The organism is Methanosarcina sp. DH2 (assembly GCF_020804225.1).
Taxonomy (GTDB): Archaea; Halobacteriota; Methanosarcinia; order Methanosarcinales; family Methanosarcinaceae; genus Methanosarcina.
The window spans coordinates 109,293-125,344 of sequence record NZ_WJBI01000017.1 but is presented as its reverse complement, the minus strand read 5'-3'; the positions used below and the strand labels follow the sequence as shown (position 1 = coordinate 125,344).

At 38.7% G+C, this 16,052-nt stretch carries 13 protein-coding genes and 1 pseudogene; 7 read left to right on the top strand and 7 right to left on the bottom strand.

The features are described from left to right. Positions 1 to 468: 468 nt before the first annotated feature. Positions 469 to 1,113, bottom strand: a complete 645-nt coding sequence (locus FXV91_RS16580; protein ID WP_229391789.1) for a hypothetical protein — start codon at positions 1,111 to 1,113, stop codon at positions 469 to 471. A gap of 461 nt (positions 1,114 to 1,574) precedes the next feature. Here FXV91_RS16580 and FXV91_RS16575 point away from each other — a divergent pair, with 461 nt between their 5' ends. Further along, complete coding sequence (locus FXV91_RS16575; protein ID WP_229391788.1) at positions 1,575 to 3,878, top strand: CARDB domain-containing protein; 2,304 nt, start codon at positions 1,575 to 1,577, stop codon at positions 3,876 to 3,878. A gap of 187 nt (positions 3,879 to 4,065) precedes the next feature. Beyond that, a pseudogene (gene cas1, locus FXV91_RS16570) lies at positions 4,066 to 4,623 on the top strand (CRISPR-associated endonuclease Cas1). Positions 4,624 to 4,771: 148 nt separating this feature from the next. On the opposite strand, the gene FXV91_RS16565 reads toward cas1, so the two are convergent. Both FXV91_RS16565 and FXV91_RS16560 read right to left on the bottom strand, forming a co-directional pair. Continuing rightward, complete coding sequence (locus tag FXV91_RS16565) at positions 4,772 to 5,083, bottom strand: P-loop NTPase fold protein (RefSeq protein WP_229391787.1); 312 nt, start codon at positions 5,081 to 5,083, stop codon at positions 4,772 to 4,774. A 265-nt stretch (positions 5,084 to 5,348) separates the two neighbouring features. After that, the gene (locus tag FXV91_RS16560) at positions 5,349 to 5,954 is read right to left on the bottom strand and encodes a pentapeptide repeat-containing protein (protein WP_229391786.1); all 606 of its coding nucleotides are present in this window, start codon (positions 5,952 to 5,954) and stop codon (positions 5,349 to 5,351) included. A gap of 587 nt (positions 5,955 to 6,541) precedes the next feature. On the opposite strand from FXV91_RS16560, the gene FXV91_RS16555 reads away from it, so the two are divergent. Beyond that, positions 6,542 to 7,513, top strand: a complete 972-nt coding sequence (locus FXV91_RS16555) for an alpha/beta hydrolase (RefSeq protein ID WP_229391785.1) — start codon at positions 6,542 to 6,544, stop codon at positions 7,511 to 7,513. Between the two features lie 197 nt (positions 7,514 to 7,710). On the opposite strand, the gene FXV91_RS16550 is transcribed toward FXV91_RS16555, so the two are convergent. The 3 genes from FXV91_RS16550 to FXV91_RS16540 all read right to left on the bottom strand — a co-directional run bounded on the left by FXV91_RS16550 (position 7,711) and on the right by FXV91_RS16540 (position 9,118). After that, entirely contained in the window at positions 7,711 to 7,950 is a 240-nt protein-coding gene (locus FXV91_RS16550) for a DUF2683 family protein (protein ID WP_229391784.1), read from the bottom strand. Positions 7,951 to 8,134: 184 nt separating this feature from the next. Further along, a complete protein-coding gene (locus tag FXV91_RS16545; protein WP_229391783.1) occupies positions 8,135 to 8,482 on the bottom strand; it encodes a VOC family protein in 348 nt (115 codons plus the stop codon). A gap of 441 nt (positions 8,483 to 8,923) precedes the next feature. Next, the gene (locus FXV91_RS16540; RefSeq protein WP_229391782.1) at positions 8,924 to 9,118 is read right to left on the bottom strand and encodes a hypothetical protein; all 195 of its coding nucleotides are present in this window, start codon (positions 9,116 to 9,118) and stop codon (positions 8,924 to 8,926) included. A gap of 218 nt (positions 9,119 to 9,336) precedes the next feature. Between FXV91_RS16540 and rsgA the strand changes: the two genes are divergently transcribed. The 3 genes from rsgA (at position 9,337) to FXV91_RS16525 (ending at position 14,834) form a co-directional block, all read left to right on the top strand. Further along, on the top strand, positions 9,337 to 10,446 hold the full coding sequence (gene rsgA, locus FXV91_RS16535; RefSeq protein ID WP_229391781.1) for a ribosome small subunit-dependent GTPase A: 1,110 nt from the start codon (positions 9,337 to 9,339) through the stop codon (positions 10,444 to 10,446). Positions 10,447 to 10,592: 146 nt separating this feature from the next. Continuing rightward, positions 10,593 to 13,196: a tetratricopeptide repeat protein gene (locus FXV91_RS16530; protein WP_229391780.1), complete on the top strand. Its 2,604-nt coding sequence runs from the start codon at positions 10,593 to 10,595 to the stop codon at positions 13,194 to 13,196. A gap of 528 nt (positions 13,197 to 13,724) precedes the next feature. Beyond that, positions 13,725 to 14,834, top strand: a complete 1,110-nt coding sequence (locus FXV91_RS16525; protein ID WP_229391779.1) for a DUF362 domain-containing protein — start codon at positions 13,725 to 13,727, stop codon at positions 14,832 to 14,834. A gap of 78 nt (positions 14,835 to 14,912) precedes the next feature. On the opposite strand, the gene FXV91_RS16520 is transcribed toward FXV91_RS16525, so the two are convergent. Then, entirely contained in the window at positions 14,913 to 15,206 is a 294-nt protein-coding gene (locus FXV91_RS16520) for a hypothetical protein (RefSeq protein WP_229391791.1), read from the bottom strand. 546 nt (positions 15,207 to 15,752) lie between these two features. Here FXV91_RS16520 and FXV91_RS16515 point away from each other — a divergent pair. After that, positions 15,753 to 15,938 (top strand): hypothetical protein, encoded by a 186-nt coding sequence (locus tag FXV91_RS16515; RefSeq protein ID WP_229391778.1) that lies wholly within the window; start codon positions 15,753 to 15,755, stop codon positions 15,936 to 15,938. Positions 15,939 to 16,052 lie beyond the last annotated feature (114 nt).

The following is a 16,052-nucleotide window of genomic DNA, read 5'->3' as shown; positions in this document are numbered from 1 at the left end:
ACTAAGTGCCTATCCGAAAAGTCAGTAATGCATGCTGGAAAGCCATAATAGGTCTATGATATCAGAGTACCAGTTGCGGTTTTGCATATTACCTAATGTAAAAGTTACAGCAGGTAACCACTTTTCGGATAGGCTCTAAATAGCTCTAAACAAAAAATTACTTTAATTTTAATAATATATGTTCAATAAGAAATTAACTTTTTTGTATACTACTGAAAAGTACGAATAGTACATTTTTTTTAGAAATTTCCCTTAACTAAAAGTTAAATTTTCTCTTTTTACAAAGTTGTCTTAGCCAAAAATTAGTTATCTCTTTTAAGAGATTGGCTTAATCAAAGGATTAACCTTTTTCAAAAGGCATCTTATTAAAAAAATTTTTGATTTATTATTATTAAAATCTCTATTTCTCAATTAGTTGGAATTATCCAGCTCAAAAAAACTATAAAGCCAAAAGAACAGATTTGGTTTTTAGGTATTAATTCTCTTTGATATATGTTCGACAACTATTCCGATAAAAATAGCCCCAAGAGCATACACGATCCAGTTCCACAATTTCTGGAAGGCACTTTTATCAGTAGTGTTAATTTCTTGTGACTTTTCTTTTGCAAATACCGACATTGTTTGTTGAAGTGTCCTGCACTCGTCTTTATTGCCTTCAGGATAATATGTGATCTGTGATTCAATTTCTTTCTTGCCTAATTCTGCAGAAGTTATCTGAATAGTTGCATGTTTTTCTTCACCAGGCCTAACAATAAAATGCCCTATATATTGATTTGACCCACTACTCAGAAAAGTACTCGAAGTTACATAAATGCCAATTGGGGTTTTTATAATAATATCTACATCAAAATTCATATCATTCGTAGAGGGATTTATTATGGATATGGTTATTATGGCCGGGTCTGTTGCTTCTATGGTACTTTTTGTGGAAGTCAAACTTATAACAGGCGGTTGTCTAAGTTTTGCAAGAGTATCTTCCTCTGATGCATCTTGAAATGACATCGAGCTTGCGTTGACCGTTCCACTATTTGCAACTAATGCCGATAATATTGAAAGAACCAAGATAGCAATTATAACAATTATTCCCTGAAAGGTACGCTTAGATATTTGCATTATTTCATCTCTTTATACTCTTTTCTAGAAATTCTGGTTTTTTAACTTTTCTAATTAAAATCACATTTACTTAGCTTGACTAAATGTGTAGATATAGGGATCCAAAATCGAAGATCAAATAGGGCTCTTATGAATGTGCATCTTGGAAAAAAGATACGAATCAATAAAAATTCATATTTTTGCTAGAGAACGACTGGAAGCTTTACCAATAGTTGTTCTAGGAGAAAGTAAGAAAAATAAATGTGAAGAATACAGGAAACCTCAAATTAAGGAAAAATAGGAACATTTTTAAACGAAAACAACTCTCTCGCATATGAAATAATGTTTGGTGGTTGGTGCATACGCTTAATACAAACAATTTGATATTAGGCTCTAAACTAGACTCAATTTTACGCCAGTTGTTTATGCTGTTTTTGGTTATATCTTCAACAATCTTTATCCAAACAGTTAAAGCCGAAGATATGCCAGACCTTGTGATTGAAAGCATAACTTGGGATCCTGCAAATCCTAAAACTGGTGATACTGTTACATTCATGGTATCTTGTAAAAATCAGGGTAGTTTGAGCACTGGAGACAGTTCCTATCTTTGCTTATATGTAGATGAAAAACGTGTGGATTCTAAAAAGGTCAGCGATCTACCTTCTGGATCTTCTGAACCAGCTATTTTTACATGGACAGTAGATAGAGAAGTAAGTGGTGGAAGCCATTCAGTTTCAGCTTATGCTGATATGTCTAACAAAGAAGGCAAATATGCTACGATTGATGAAGTCTCTGAATCAAATAATTATAAGACAGAAAACTTTGAGATAACTGCTCAGCAACCAGACCTTGTGATTGAAAGCATAACTTGGGATCCTGCAAGTCCTRAAACCGGTGATACTGTCACATTCACAGTAACCTCTCAAAACCAAGGTAGTTTGAGCACTGGAGATAGTTCTTATCTTTGCTTATACGTAGATGGGAAATTTGTAGATTCTAAAAAAGTCAATGATTTATCTGCAGGATCTTCTGCAAYAACCACCTTTACATGGACAGTGAATCGAGAAGTAAGTGGTGGAAGTCGTTCAGTTTCAGCTTATGCTGATATGTCCAATAGTGAAGGTAAATCTGCTCAGATTAATGAAGTTTCCGAGTCAAACAATAAAATGACAGAAAACTTCAAGATAACTGCCCAGCAACCAGATCTCGTGATTCAAGGCATAACTTGGGATCCTGTAAATCCTAAAACCGGTGATACTGTCACATTCACAGTAACCTCTCAAAATCAAGGTAGTTTGAGCACTGGAGGCAGTTCCTATCTTTGCTTATATGTAGATGGGAAGTTTGTAGATTCTAAAAAAGTCAATGATTTATCTGCAGGATCTTCTGCAATAACCACCTTTACATGGACAGTGAATCGAGAAGTARGTGGTGGAAGYCRTTCAGTTTCAGCTTATGCTGATATGTCCAATAGTGAAGGCAAATCTGCTCAGATTAATGAGGTCTCTGAGTCAAATAATAAAAAGGTAATAAATTTTAGTGTCGCAAAAATATATTCCTACATTAACTTAACAATTGAAGTAAAAGATTACTCAAGTCTTTCTTACCTTGAGGATGCTGATGTTTACTTAGATGGTAAGTTACTAGGAAAAACGGATTTCAATGGAAAATTGACAAAAGAAGTGACTGAAGGAGAAGAACATTTTCTCAATGTAACTAAAGAAGACTATTATCCAAAAGTCCAGATTATTAAAACAGATTACAAGAAAGAGCAAAAAGAAACATTGTATTTAACATATTCTAAAACCCCCATTTCAATTACCGTGAAGGATGGGAAACATCATGCAATAAGTAATGCTGAGGTTTTCTTGGACGAAAAATATATTGGGGTTACTAACATCGATGGAAAGATTACTATTGATGCTAAGAAAAACACTAATTCAATATTAAAAGTAACAAAAAATGGGTATTATGGAGAAAGTGCCTTTATAAACATTAAGTCGCGTGAATCTAATTATCCTGTTAATTTAAAATTAGAAGATAAAAGTACTCCGAACATAATCATTGAATCCATGAGAATTGATGGAGATGATGATGAAATACTAGAAGAAGGAGAGTCTTTAATAGTTACATACTCAGTTAAAGACGATAGTGGCATTGGAAAAATAACTTGTAAATTAGATGGAAAAATAATTGACTCCTATTCAACAGCAGGAACCTATTCGACGTCAATTTCCTCCCTCACAACTGGAGATCATATTATTCGAATAGAAGCCGCTGACGCTGATATCAATGTGCATGGAACCTTTAAAGAGACTCCAGTCACTGTATCGAAGAAAGGACCTTACGTAGCATTTAAAACCACAAAGAGTAGTATAAAAGTAGGTGAAAATGCAAAATTTACGCTTGAATCACTCAATCCTATTGGAAATTCAAAAATGCAGGTCCAGCTTATTATTGAAACACCGAGTGGGGTATCGGTAACAGGAAGTTCTTTTGCAAGGTCTGGTGCAGGCATATACACGGCTTCTTATGAAGTTGAGCCTGGTGACGATATTAAACCCATGACGATCGATATCCAAGGGAATGAAGCTGGCATTTATAATATAAAAGCCGAAGTACATTACTCTTTTTCTGGTGAAGACGTTATAGCTCAAAAGAAAGAACTTACACTTGAAGTGAAAGACTCTGCAAGTGATTTGAGCAAACAAATGCCTGGATTTAATGGAATCATTAAATTCTTTGGATTATTATCCATGGCATATGTTTTGAGAAGGAACTCGTAACTTGGTTCTTGAAACATACTTTTGAAGATAAGGAAGCAAGGCTTGAGATAGCAAAGAAGTTTATTGAGGCTAAATTTGAGGAGTCCAAGACTGTTCTTGATTTCCTGAGTCTAAGATATCCGGAAATTAAATTTGACTATCGGACGAACTTGTTAAATTAAGAGATGTAAAGAGTACCAGGGAAATTTTGGGAACAGAGGGAACCTTAGCCGGTAAATACTGGATTGATTTTTCAAAGGCGGTTCCAAAGGAATATGATTTCTGTAACAGGATAGACCAGTTCAGAAGAGCTATGAGTTCAGGAGATATGGTAAACACAATGCTGAATTATGGCTGTTCTCCGCTTGAATCTGAATGCCTGAAAGCTATTAATTCTGTAGGTCTGGACGCTCATGTGGGCTCTCTGCATGAAATGACACCAAGCAAGAACAGTTTAGCGTATGACCTTTAGGAGCCTTTCAGGTTCCTTGTGGATCTGGCAGTTATTAGCCTGATTGAAAGCGGAGCTATGGAAAGTAAGGATTTCATAAGAACGGAAAATTACAACCTTAGATTAAAGCCTGCAGGAGCCAGGAAGGTTGTTAATGAGTTTTCCAATTTGCTGAATTCAAAAGGATTCCCAACCACGTCTTTAAGATCTTTCCAAAAATACAATGCGGGGACTATAATCCCGGCCAATGTCGCCCAAATAGTAACTGATAATTCATTTATAGAATTTATATTTACAAGACTTATAATAGAATAAATAAATATAAAAATCGCAAAAATAAAGGAAAGAATGTGAAGATAATTTGAATTCTTACCTTTCCATTTAAATTTAAGTCTGAGACACCTTAATTTTAATTGTGCTAACAGTTGCTGTTTCCAGGAAAGATGATCTGACAACTGTTTCATTAGACAAAGTGCAAAAGCAGCCCATAACTCATCTTCTTTTTCATATCTCCAGCAGTTGAACCATACAGTAAAATATTCTGGTTTTTCTTCTGCTCTATTTTTTTGTTGATTTCTCTTTGTAATTGTCTCATGAAAGGAGATTTACCGCACCCCCACTGTCCCTCAATAGAAAGGGTAATTGGAGGCCGTGTACCATCGGCAGTAAGAAACTCTATGATAGCCTCAACGTAGGGCCTGAATCCAAGTGAATCTTCCTCTGTTGAAACATCGTTCCAACATTCCAAAATCAGTTTCGACTTACTGTCTGGCAAAAAAATTTAACTCCAAATTTATCCCAATTAATTAAAAACACTATATATAAATTATTTATAACGCGTTATATTGTAGCTATCTTTTTAAACGTTTCTATTTTTCAATCCTTCCGAATACGGAAGCGGTAACAGTTATTTTTCAGACAATTTAAATATAGTTACAGCCTTCGATCTTCCAGAGGACATAATAAAAGCGTTGCTTTTCCTGATAGACACTGGACAAATCATTCATTTCTCCTCTGATTTATGTGAGTGAGTCAATGCCTTACACAATTTTGATTCCCAGAATCCGCGCAGCAAGTTCTATTGCTTGCCCGGCATTGACTATAACCCCTCTGAGTTCATTGCGTGTATCGGATACTGTGATCCCATCAATGATACAGTCCGATAAGTCGATGTCTTTGAGTAAAGCTTTAAAGAAATCCGCTCCTGTGAAATTAACCGCTTTCAGTGTGGGTTTCTTTAAACGAATCTCGGATAAGAACGCTTCCGTGAAATTGCAGTCCTGAATGGTGCAGTTCTCCAATACAGAACTTGAAAAATCTGCATATCGAAAGGACCCGTCCTCTAAAGAGGTTTCTTTCATGTGGCTCTTGCTGAACTTGCTGCCATCGCCCTTGCACGTTAATATTTTAGAGCCTTTCCAGTAGCTTTCCGTAAAACTGCAATTTGCAAAATTACAGTTATCAAAAACCGAATTGTAAAAGCTGGTTTTTGAAAAATTACATTTGCTGAACTGGCATTGTATAAACTGTACCGATTCAAATTCTGTCCTTGCGATATCGACGTCCGAAAGCACCTCGCCTTCAAAGTGCATCCTTTCTATATAACTGTCATCAGATTTTGCGGCAATAATTCTGCTTTCCAACATGCTTCCATCTCTAGATATTGATGTTTCCAAATGATTATACTATTTAGGACTTACTCACTGGTAGACCACACCTATAGTTTTTCCGGTTCTGTTGTAAAAATCACAAATATGGAAATAAAAATTTAGTTTCACAGAAATAAAATTTAGTTTCAAGGAAATGAACATAAAAAGCAGAATATTCTCAGATAACATTTTTTCAATTTTCTTTTATGCAACACACTATTTAGCAGGAAACAAAGAAAATATATAGGTTTTGTCAGAAAACCTGTGTATTCCAATTCCATTAAAATTAATTCCTCCGGACCCACAAAGGAAATTTTAAAGAGCTTCTTATTGTCATGCCAACCGGATAATGTCGTGCGAAAATTTTCAATCAAAATTTACATTTTTGAGTTTTGTATAGAGGTCGGAATGATTATAAGAGGTGTGAGTTATGGGATATTGTATAGAGAATTTTCTATTAAATGGCTTGAATGCTGTTGAGAAATAAATTGCTGAACAGTATTCAAAAGTGGGATATTTAGGGGTTGCAAACATGTTTGGACTTGAGTCCGGGGTATAGTGACTACAAATTAGAAGTGGTATTCTTGAAAGAAATTAAGAAAAGAAGCAGGAATATTTTACTAATTATATTTGCATTTTTAATTTGTTCAGCTGTTATTCTAATTGCTCTAACTTATCCGAGTTACCACGAGACGATGACGGAAGCAGAAGAGCAATTGCTTGCGAACAGTAATATTTTGAAAACAGAGTATGGAGATATTGAGTATGCTGTAAAGGGAGAAGGGACTCCGGTTTTATTGCTACATGGCGCAGGAGGAGGTTATGATCAGGGACTCTGGGCGGGCAAAGTAATTTTCGGGGACGATTATAAATTCATCTCGGTTTCACGATATGGCTATCTTCGGTCACCCATTCCGGATAATGCTTCAATTGGATCGCAAGCCGCTGCTTATAAAACTCTTCTGGACAATTTAAGCATAGATAAAATAATTGTTGTTGGCGTATCAGCTGGAGGTCCGTCAGCCACTCAGTTTGCAAACGACTATCCTGACAGATGCTCAGCATTAATATTGATTTCTGCTGTAAGTATGGGCCCGGCACCAGGCGACCAGGATCCTTTTTATGTTAGTATTATTCACATTATCCAGCAATCTGACTATGTGTACTGGCTCTTCACAAGATTTTTTCAATCTACAATTCTGGAACTGATGGGAATTCCGTCACAGGTATACGAAACGTTTAGCCCGGAACAGAAAGAACTGGCACAGGAAATGCTTGATATAATGCATCCAATGTCTCAAAGGTATAAAGGCACCGTAAACGATGAAAAAATGATTGAATTTTATACCGTACCTGCAGATAATCTTAGTGCACCAACATTGATTATCCATGCTAAAGATGATGCGCTGGTAAGTTACAAACATGCGGAAAACGCTCACAACAAAATAGACCAATCGCAGCTTGTATTATATGATACTGGAGGTCATGGAATGATATCTCAAATGAACGGGACGAGGGTGCTTGTGAAAGAATTTCTAAGCAAATCGGCTTATTAAACTGCATGGACCTTGACTCTGAAATTTAACTAACCTTCTCCAAAGGCTGCTGGGAATTGGAAGGCTGAGATATGGGAAGATCTCTTTAAGTTGTACTATGAGATTATCTGAGAAAATGTCAACCAGGCTTGAGGGAGTCCTCTAAAATTTATATAGAGATTATTGGATAATACAGGATTTTAAAAAATACATAAAAATCAAAGACCATATCGTTTCCTTAAGTTTTCAACCGTACCCACTTCTATAGCTTCCTGTTTTTCTATTTTCTTCAATTTTTCAATGTACTCAGGTTTTAACTCTGGCTCTAAAATCTCTTCTTCATACTCTTTAGCCATTTTATTTATCGCAGCACTTTTGTCTTTTAAACCGTATTTCGCCTTGATAATATTCAAAATTCGATTAGTACGCTCATCAATGTTTATAATCGCTTGAACCATATATATCCCATATTAATGGTAAGTTAATGCCATATTAATATATACCGTTCTGCCTCACTAAAGGATAATATTTCAAAAGCACATTATAAAGAAAATAACTGGTCATTCATGATGGCGTTTATATTTGCTGTTACGAAATGCGCAAATGAAATAGAGAAGAACCGCAATGAATTGAAAAAAATGATTAGTGGTGTTGAATTAGCGCTATCTTGACTCCATTTGGGTCTTCTATGAAAGCAAGAGTTCCAACTGTTATTGGTCTGGGTTCCATGATGATTTTGACACCTTTAGATTTGAGTTCTTTCACTGTGGTATTTACGTCTTCAACATCCATCCCCATCGAATAAAAACCAGTTTCATTTTCTGTATTTTTTATGAGCTCTATCATAGCATCCCCTTCCCCTTTTAATAATATGATTGTTGCTCCAGGGAGATCGTGTTGGCTATCTATTTCAAATCCCATAGCTTCTGTGTAAAATTTAATTGACTCGTCCATATCCTCAACTATGATGGTAGCGTATTTAACTTTCATATTATCACCATATGAATACTGTTTATCATTATTTATTAACGTTGAATCTGGTAGTTTTTTATCAACGAGCCTATCCCAAAAGCCTCTTTACTCCCATATTAGGAGGTGCCCATAGCTATTTTGCTGATAATTAGTTCGATTGTTCCTTTCAAAACAAGATTCAAAGAAGTAGTTTTTGAGTTTTGGGATCAGCTCAACATCAATTGAATTAGCAGTATAAATTTATTGTCTGTGAATGTTTATTCTTTTTTCATACCTTTCAGGAGCTTATTTAATATTATGGAAAGCTGTCCAGAACTGAATATTTATATTCAATATATTACATGAAAATGAAACCGACTGCCCTGCTGGAATTCACAGAAAAAGTTAGAATAAGCAAAATGTCTTTTAAGAAGTTTCCAATATTTATCTTATTCATCTGGCATGAAAGTACATTACTATTTATTTTTCACGTACTCTCTCCTTCTCTTTTTTACCATAAGCTGCTCCTAAAGCCATTCCAAGAACAGGTCCAAAAGCAACCCCCAGGGCTATGTTGTCTATAAGAATGCCAATTATCAAACCCAATGACATGCCAAGAGCGAGTCCAGAGCCCATCGCATCTTCTTTTCCGTTATCTTTATCTTTCCCATTCATTCTTACTCTTTCCCATACTTCTCTGTATTTCTATAAAAAGAGTTTGAAACAGAGGAGTAAATTTTGGGGTGAAGATGTTTATCTACTGGTGAAATGAAGATGCTTATCCTAAGAATGAATTTCTGCATCTAGTAAAGTAAGAAATTTTTAGATGCAATTATCTGATAAAAAGATAAAATATCAAAAGATTTATCCATTTAAGCGGATACTTCCATTTAATGAATAACCATCGCGAAACGGAAAGTTCAGGTCGCATTTCAGGTCACAGGCGCACTGATAATATTCCAGGTTGGGACGAAGAGCTTGAATCGGCATTTTCAGTCTATCAAGGATCCTATATTGCCGGGAGAGTCTCATCAAGGCATAAAACAGTCTGTGAGGTCCTAATTCCGGGAGCTGTTGTACAGGCGGGAATTTCCGGTGCACTCCAGAAAATTGGAAAGCAGCCAGTTGTAGGGGATTTTGTCGTTTTGCTCGACCAACCGGAACTGGGCTCACGCATGATTGTGAATATCCTGCCCAGAAGGACCTGCCTTTCAAGAGGAGCAGCAGGAGACGGGGGAGGGGAGCAGATCATTGCTGCAAACCTTGATACCATTTTTATTGTAACTGCAGCGGGAAAAGACCTCAACCTGCGAAGGCTTGAAAGGTATCTTACAGTTGTCTATTCTTCCGGGGCAAATCCGGTTATTTTACTTAACAAAATCGACCTTGCAGATGACCCTACCCTGCTGGTAGAAAAAATCCAGTCTATTGCAGGGAATGTACCTGTCGTTCCTCTTAGCGCCCTTTCAAAAACCGGGCTTGATTCACTCAGCCCTTACCTTAACCCCGGCGAAACAGTTGCACTCATAGGTTCTTCAGGTGTCGGGAAATCCACGCTTATTAACTCTCTTCTTGGTGAGACCGTCCAGAGAACTGCGGGTATCAGAGAAGACGATGAAAAAGGGAGGCATACAACTACAGTCCGTCAAATGTTCCCTCTTCCAAATGGAGCGGTTCTTATAGACAATCCAGGTATCAGGGAAATCCAGATCGGAGACTCTGCCGAAGGCCTTGAAAAAGCTTTTTCCGAGATTGTTGATGCAGCCTGTAACTGCCGGTTTAAAGATTGCACTCACCATGATGAGCCGGGCTGTGCTGTCCTGCAGGCAGTAAAGGACGGGCTTATTCCTGAGGAGCGGCTGGACAGCTATCACAGGTTGACCGAAGAACTCATATTTCAGTCAAAAAAATCCGAAATCGGGCTGAAACGGCTTGAAAAGGAAAAGCACAAGCAAATTGCAGTGACTATTAAAAAATATAAGAAATTTACGGGTAAGCCGTAAGATGAATTGTATTAGAGAAGGCAAGAATCGTCAGGACTCAATCATTTTCGAATTCATAGAAAGCAGGATAGAAAGAAGGGAGGGATAGTTTACATTGAGCCCTCCATGACCTATAATTATTATATGAAAAAACCTATGCTATTTCTATGTCAAGAAAGCTACGAGATTCTGCTCTTCGCCTATTGAAGAAAGCAGCCGACGAAATAGATAAAGAGCAATATAAAAAGGCCTTTGAAAGCCTTGATAAGGTTGAAAAGATTGAAAAAGAAGTGAAGGATCCTGAGATTTCATACCATCTCCTGTTTTTTAAAGGTTTTGCAACATACAGAATTGACGAACTCGAAGAGTCGCTTACACTTTTCGGAAAGGCGCTGGAAATTAGCTGGGAGCTTTTTTCAAAAGAACCGAAAAAGGAAGAGTATCAGTCCTTTATAGGAGACACGATCGGAAGCATTGGAGACATCCTTTCGAAGCTCGAAGATCCTGATAAAGCAAAAGAATACATCTATCCGATGGAAGAGATTTTTGAAAAAGCGGTTCTGGGCTTTGAGAAATTATTGGAATCAGATCCCGAAAATCCAGAGTACCTGGAAAAGTTCCTGGAAACGATCGAACACATAGGGCTCTGTTTTGAAGCCGGAGAATTAATCGAAGAAGCATCCCCGCTTTTTTATAAAAGATTTGATATCATTGAGAAATTGCTCAAAAGTGAAACAGAAGTGTCCGAGCATCTCAGCAGCCTTGATGATTCGCTTATGAATTTTGGAAGGATATGCGAAGAAAAGGGATGTTTAGAAGAGGCAAAGCACATTTATAACCGGGCAATAGAAATTTACGGGAAAGTCCTTGATAAAGACCCTGAAAGCTCCGAAACCAAAGTTTACCTGAGCTACGCATACCGCTACCTCGCCGATATGTATTCGGACCAAGAAAATCTTGTAAAGGCAGAGGAGTGCTATAAAGAAGCATTGAGCCTGCTTGAAAGCGAGATAGAAGAAGAGCCTGAAAATATTCCTGTTTCTGAAAATATTCCTATCTCTGAAAATATTCCTGTTTCTGAAAATATTGACATCTCTGAAAACATTCCAGTTTCCAAAAACATTCCTTTTTCTATGGCCCTTGCAGATATGTACAAAGACTCAGGTTTAATATTTTCAGATACGGAAGAGACTGCGAAAGCCAGGGATTACTATACGAAGGCAAGGGACACTTTCCGGGAACTGATGGACAAATACCCGGAGATTCTTGGAACCGATAAAAACCTTGCCAGGTCTTTAGACGAACTTGCAGAGCTGTTTTCGGAGATAGGAGAATTCGAAAGCGCAGAAATCTGCTATAAGGACACATTGCAGATCTATGAAAACCTGCTGCAAAAAGAACCTGAAAACCCTGAATACTCTCTGAAGCTTTCCGATGTCTATCGGGAGCTTGGAGACCTTTTTGTTGAAGAGGAAGAAATTGAAAAGGCAAGGGCTTATTATGAGAAGGAGATCGAAATCTACGAAAACCTTCATCCCACGGAAGCCGATAAACTCATGTTAGAAGCTAACAAGGCTGATACCTGGAACCAGATCGGCAGGCTATATGCGGAGGAGGAGCCTGAAACTGCAGTGCAGTACCACAAAAGGGCTCTCCCCGTATTTCAAGAAGCCTACGAATCCAATCCCGAGAGCGAATTTTTCCATGAGGGGCTCCTCGAAACCCTGACAAGTCTGGGCCTGCTGTTCAAAAATAATCGAGAATTCGAAAAAGCAATCCGTGCGTATGAAAGGGTCCTGGAAGTCCAGAAACAGCTCCTTGAGCTGATGCCTCCGGAAAGTTGCCATGATACAAACCATAGCCACGATCAGAACCATAGCCACGATCAGAACCACAACCACGGCCTGGACCACGACCACAACCACGGCCTGGACCACGACCACAACCACGGCCTGGACCACAACCACGATATGGGCCATGACCATGATACGGACCATGACCACGATGTGGATCATGATCATGCTCTGGATATGGAAACTACATACTTTGAACTTGCAATGTTGCATTCCGAACTTGGAGACGAGGAAAAAGCCGGTGCCTACCACAGGCAGGCTCTTGAAAGATTTGAACAAATAATTGTTGAACAGGTTGAAGACCCGGCGCTCTTAATCCTTACATCAGGCAAAGCATTCTTTTTAGGAATATCCCTTCTTGAAAAACTGGAGTCCGAAAAGAAAGACTCAAGCATTGCCAGAAAATACTATGAACTTGCCCTCAGAACCATTGAAAAATTATATGAATCCCGCCCGATGAACCTGAGGCTTCAGGAGATACTTGCCAGTTTTGCCGAACAAATGGGGGACATATACAGGGATGCCGATAAACTGGAAGAAACAATCCCGGAATACGAATATGCATACAAAAGCCTAAAAATCCTGTATGAAAACGACCCTGAAAGCCCCATGCACCTGCATCATATGCTTGGAGCCCTGAATAATCTCGGGATCGGATATTCGGTTACGGATCAGCCGGAAAAAGGAAAAGAGTGCTTTGAAAAAGCCCTTGCCTTTAACGAAAGCCTGGAAAAATCCGACCCGGAAGACCTTAATCTCCTGAAAAGTAATTTCTTGCTTTTCAGCAACTACGCAAATCTCCTTGAAGAGCTGGGGGACTCTGAAACTGCAAAAGAATACCGTAAAAAAGCTGAAGAGATCGACGCAAAACTGGATGAAGAAGGCCCTGAATGGGATTCCTCGCTCGAATATCTCTGACCTCGGAACCATAGAAATCTGCGGGCACTCACTGCCCTGTTCTATTTTTTAATCAGCCTCTGAAATGAGCCGGGCTGTGCCGTCCTGCAGAGGCGGTAGAGGACAGGCTTATTCCGGAAGAGCGGCTTGTCAGCTATCACAGGTTAGCTGAAGAGCTAAATTCCAGTCGAAAAGGTCTGAGATCGGGTTGAAGAGGCTTGAAAAGGAAAGATACCAGAAAATGGCAGTTGACGCAAAAAAAGTATAAGAAATTTACTGGGAAGCAATAAAATAAGTTTACTTTCAACACAGGCAAGATTTATTAGTCACTTATTAGTCACTTATCAGTCATTTATCAGTCATTTATCAGTCATCTCAGCCTTACTTATTATAGTTATACAGTCTCAGCGTGCTGCGTGAACCTTCCCGAATGAAGCAGATTCTTCCTTTCTTCCCGAACAGCGTAACACCTAAAAACAAAAAAGACTTTCTTGACCACATAGGACGGGTAAGAGTAATTAATTAGACTTATTTTATGGAGGTACTTGAATGGCAAGTAAAGTCTATTTCGCAGACCTGAGGGCAAAAAACCCCCACGAGAGTAAGATAAGCAAGATCCAGAAACTTTTTGATGAGGCAGGATTTGTCGAACTGCTGGGGGCAGAAGACCTGACTGCGATCAAGATCCATTTCGGAGAATACGGGAATGACGGCTACATCAACCCGGTATTTGTCCGGCAGGTTGTAGATAAAATAAGGGCATCCGGAGCAAAGCCGTTTATCACGGATACGAACACCCTTTATTCCGGGAGCCGGCATAATGCAGTTGACCACCTGACAACAGCCATAGAGCATGGTTTTGATTATTCTGTTGTCCGGGCTCCGCTTATTATTTCAGACGGGCTCAGGAGCCAGAACATTGCAGAGGTCGAGATCAGGCAGAAGCATTTCAATTCCGTGAAAATAGGATCCGACATCGTTGCTGCAGACTCGATGATCGTAATGTCCCACTTCAAGGGGCACATTGTTGCAGGCTTCGGGGGAGCTATCAAGAACCTGGCAATGGGCTGTGCGCCTGCTGCCGGGAAAAGGGACCAGCATTTTCCAACAAGCCCGCAGGTGAATGAAGAAAAGTGCGTGGGCTGCGGTAGATGTGTTGAAGTTTGTCCCGCCGGAGCAGCTGCTCTTGAAGGTGAACTTTCAAGGATTGAAACTGAGGCCTGTGTAAGCTGTGGGCAATGTATGGAAGTCTGTCCGGCAGGTGCTATTGATATAGACTGGGAGCGCGATATCCCGAACTTCCTTGAATATATGACTGAATATGCATACGGGGCGGTAAAAGGAAAAGAGAGAAGGGTAGGCTATATCAATTTCCTGCTTAAAATCACACCGGACTGCGACTGCGTGCCCTGGAGTGACGCCCCAATTGTACCTGATATAGGGATCCTTGCATCAACCGATCCTGTGGCCCTGGACCAGGCAAGCTATGACCTTGTGAACAGGCAGAAAGGAATTACAGGCTCTGCTCTACAGTGCAATCACGAAGCTGGGGCTGACAAGTTCAAAGGGACCTGGCCCAAAGTAGACGGCACTCACCAGCTTGAATATGCTGAAGAAATAGGGCTTGGGAGCAGGGAATACGAGCTGGTTGAAATTTAAGTTAAATGATGTCTGAGTTTGTTTGATAACTCATTCTCATTATTTTTAATTTTTGTGCTTTTATGAGGGGAGAAAAACTCAGCAGGTTATGTGGAACATCGCAATGGTCTTTCCTTTGCTTTTGTTCCAGAGCTTAATTGCTTCAGGGGTTGGAAAGAGTTTCGTCTTGATATTTTTTTCTTTAAAGAATTTTCTGGCTTTTTTTGAAAGCTTTACAAACCCTATTTGACCTGTTCCGATAATTACCTTTCTGGTTCCTTCTTCATAGATGTACTCCGCTTCGGCAAGAGAGATTTTATGGGATGTCCCGTAGATTTCTTTCGAGAGCTTTTTCCTGCGCTTTTCGACCTGCCCGTCCAGGCGGATAAGGATATCGTACTTAAAGAGTTTCCCTTTGACTATAACCGAACCGAAACTGGTTGAGTTTATTTTCGTTTTCAGGCCTTTCTCCTCTCAGAATTATTTCTTTTTTGTCACTTGATCGTCAGATTTTTCGTTTTGTTTCCTGAGCTCTTTCTGGGCTCTTTCAGGCTTGTTTTATGGCTTTTACTGTTATTAATTACTTTAATCTTTTTTCCGGAGAAACTTTAATTCAATTGTACACCGCAATTGTATATCGGGTTATCTGCTTATAACCCAGTAAGAAACAAATTATCAGGGCTTTTCATTACTGCTTTTAGTATCCAGTCGAACCTTTAACTTCCTGAGAAATATCTTCTGAACGCGGAAATTATTCTTTTGCAGGTCTCAGGTATCTTTTACAATCGAAGTAGATTTTCAGGCAAATGCCTCTATTCCCCTCCAAATCAAGTTTAGTTGATTTAATGGCAAATATATTTTTTAAAAAGATAAATATAGCAGATATCCCCAGTTAATATATGAGATAATATTACCCAACTTTACTGGAGATGAATACAAGTGACCGTCTGGGAATACGATGTTAAAGAGATAAGGTTCAGCGAGTGGTCAAAAACAAAAGAAGACCTTAACAACCTTGGAGTTGAAGGCTGGGAACTGATCAAGTTTTCAAATGAGATCGATGAAGACGGCATGATTACAGCTGTTTTCAAAAGGCCGGTTGATTATGTTGATGCAGCCTTCTAAAACTTTTTTTCTAATTTATCGTTCTTAATTTGTTTTTTCTTATTTGCTTTGTTTTTCTTCTTTGCCAAATGTTCAGTCAAAACCCGGTTAAAAATCAGTTAAAAACTGGTTTTA

Excerpts from the sequence above, each read along its gene's own strand:
- FXV91_RS16580 (WP_229391789.1), bottom strand. The coding sequence starts at position 1,113 with ATGCAAATATCTAAGCGTACCTTTCAGGGAATAATTGTTATAATTGCT.
- FXV91_RS16560 (WP_229391786.1), bottom strand. The coding sequence starts at position 5,954 with ATGTTGGAAAGCAGAATTATTGCCGCAAAATCTGATGACAGTTATATA.
- FXV91_RS16550 (WP_229391784.1), bottom strand. The coding sequence starts at position 7,950 with ATGGTTCAAGCGATTATAAACATTGATGAGCGTACTAATCGAATTTTG.
- FXV91_RS16545 (WP_229391783.1), bottom strand. The coding sequence starts at position 8,482 with ATGAAAGTTAAATACGCTACCATCATAGTTGAGGATATGGACGAGTCA.
- FXV91_RS16540 (WP_229391782.1), bottom strand. The coding sequence starts at position 9,118 with ATGAATGGGAAAGATAAAGATAACGGAAAAGAAGATGCGATGGGCTCT.
- rsgA (WP_229391781.1), top strand. The coding sequence starts at position 9,337 with ATGAATAACCATCGCGAAACGGAAAGTTCAGGTCGCATTTCAGGTCAC.
- FXV91_RS16530 (WP_229391780.1), top strand. The coding sequence starts at position 10,593 with ATGTCAAGAAAGCTACGAGATTCTGCTCTTCGCCTATTGAAGAAAGCA.
- FXV91_RS16525 (WP_229391779.1), top strand. The coding sequence starts at position 13,725 with ATGGCAAGTAAAGTCTATTTCGCAGACCTGAGGGCAAAAAACCCCCAC.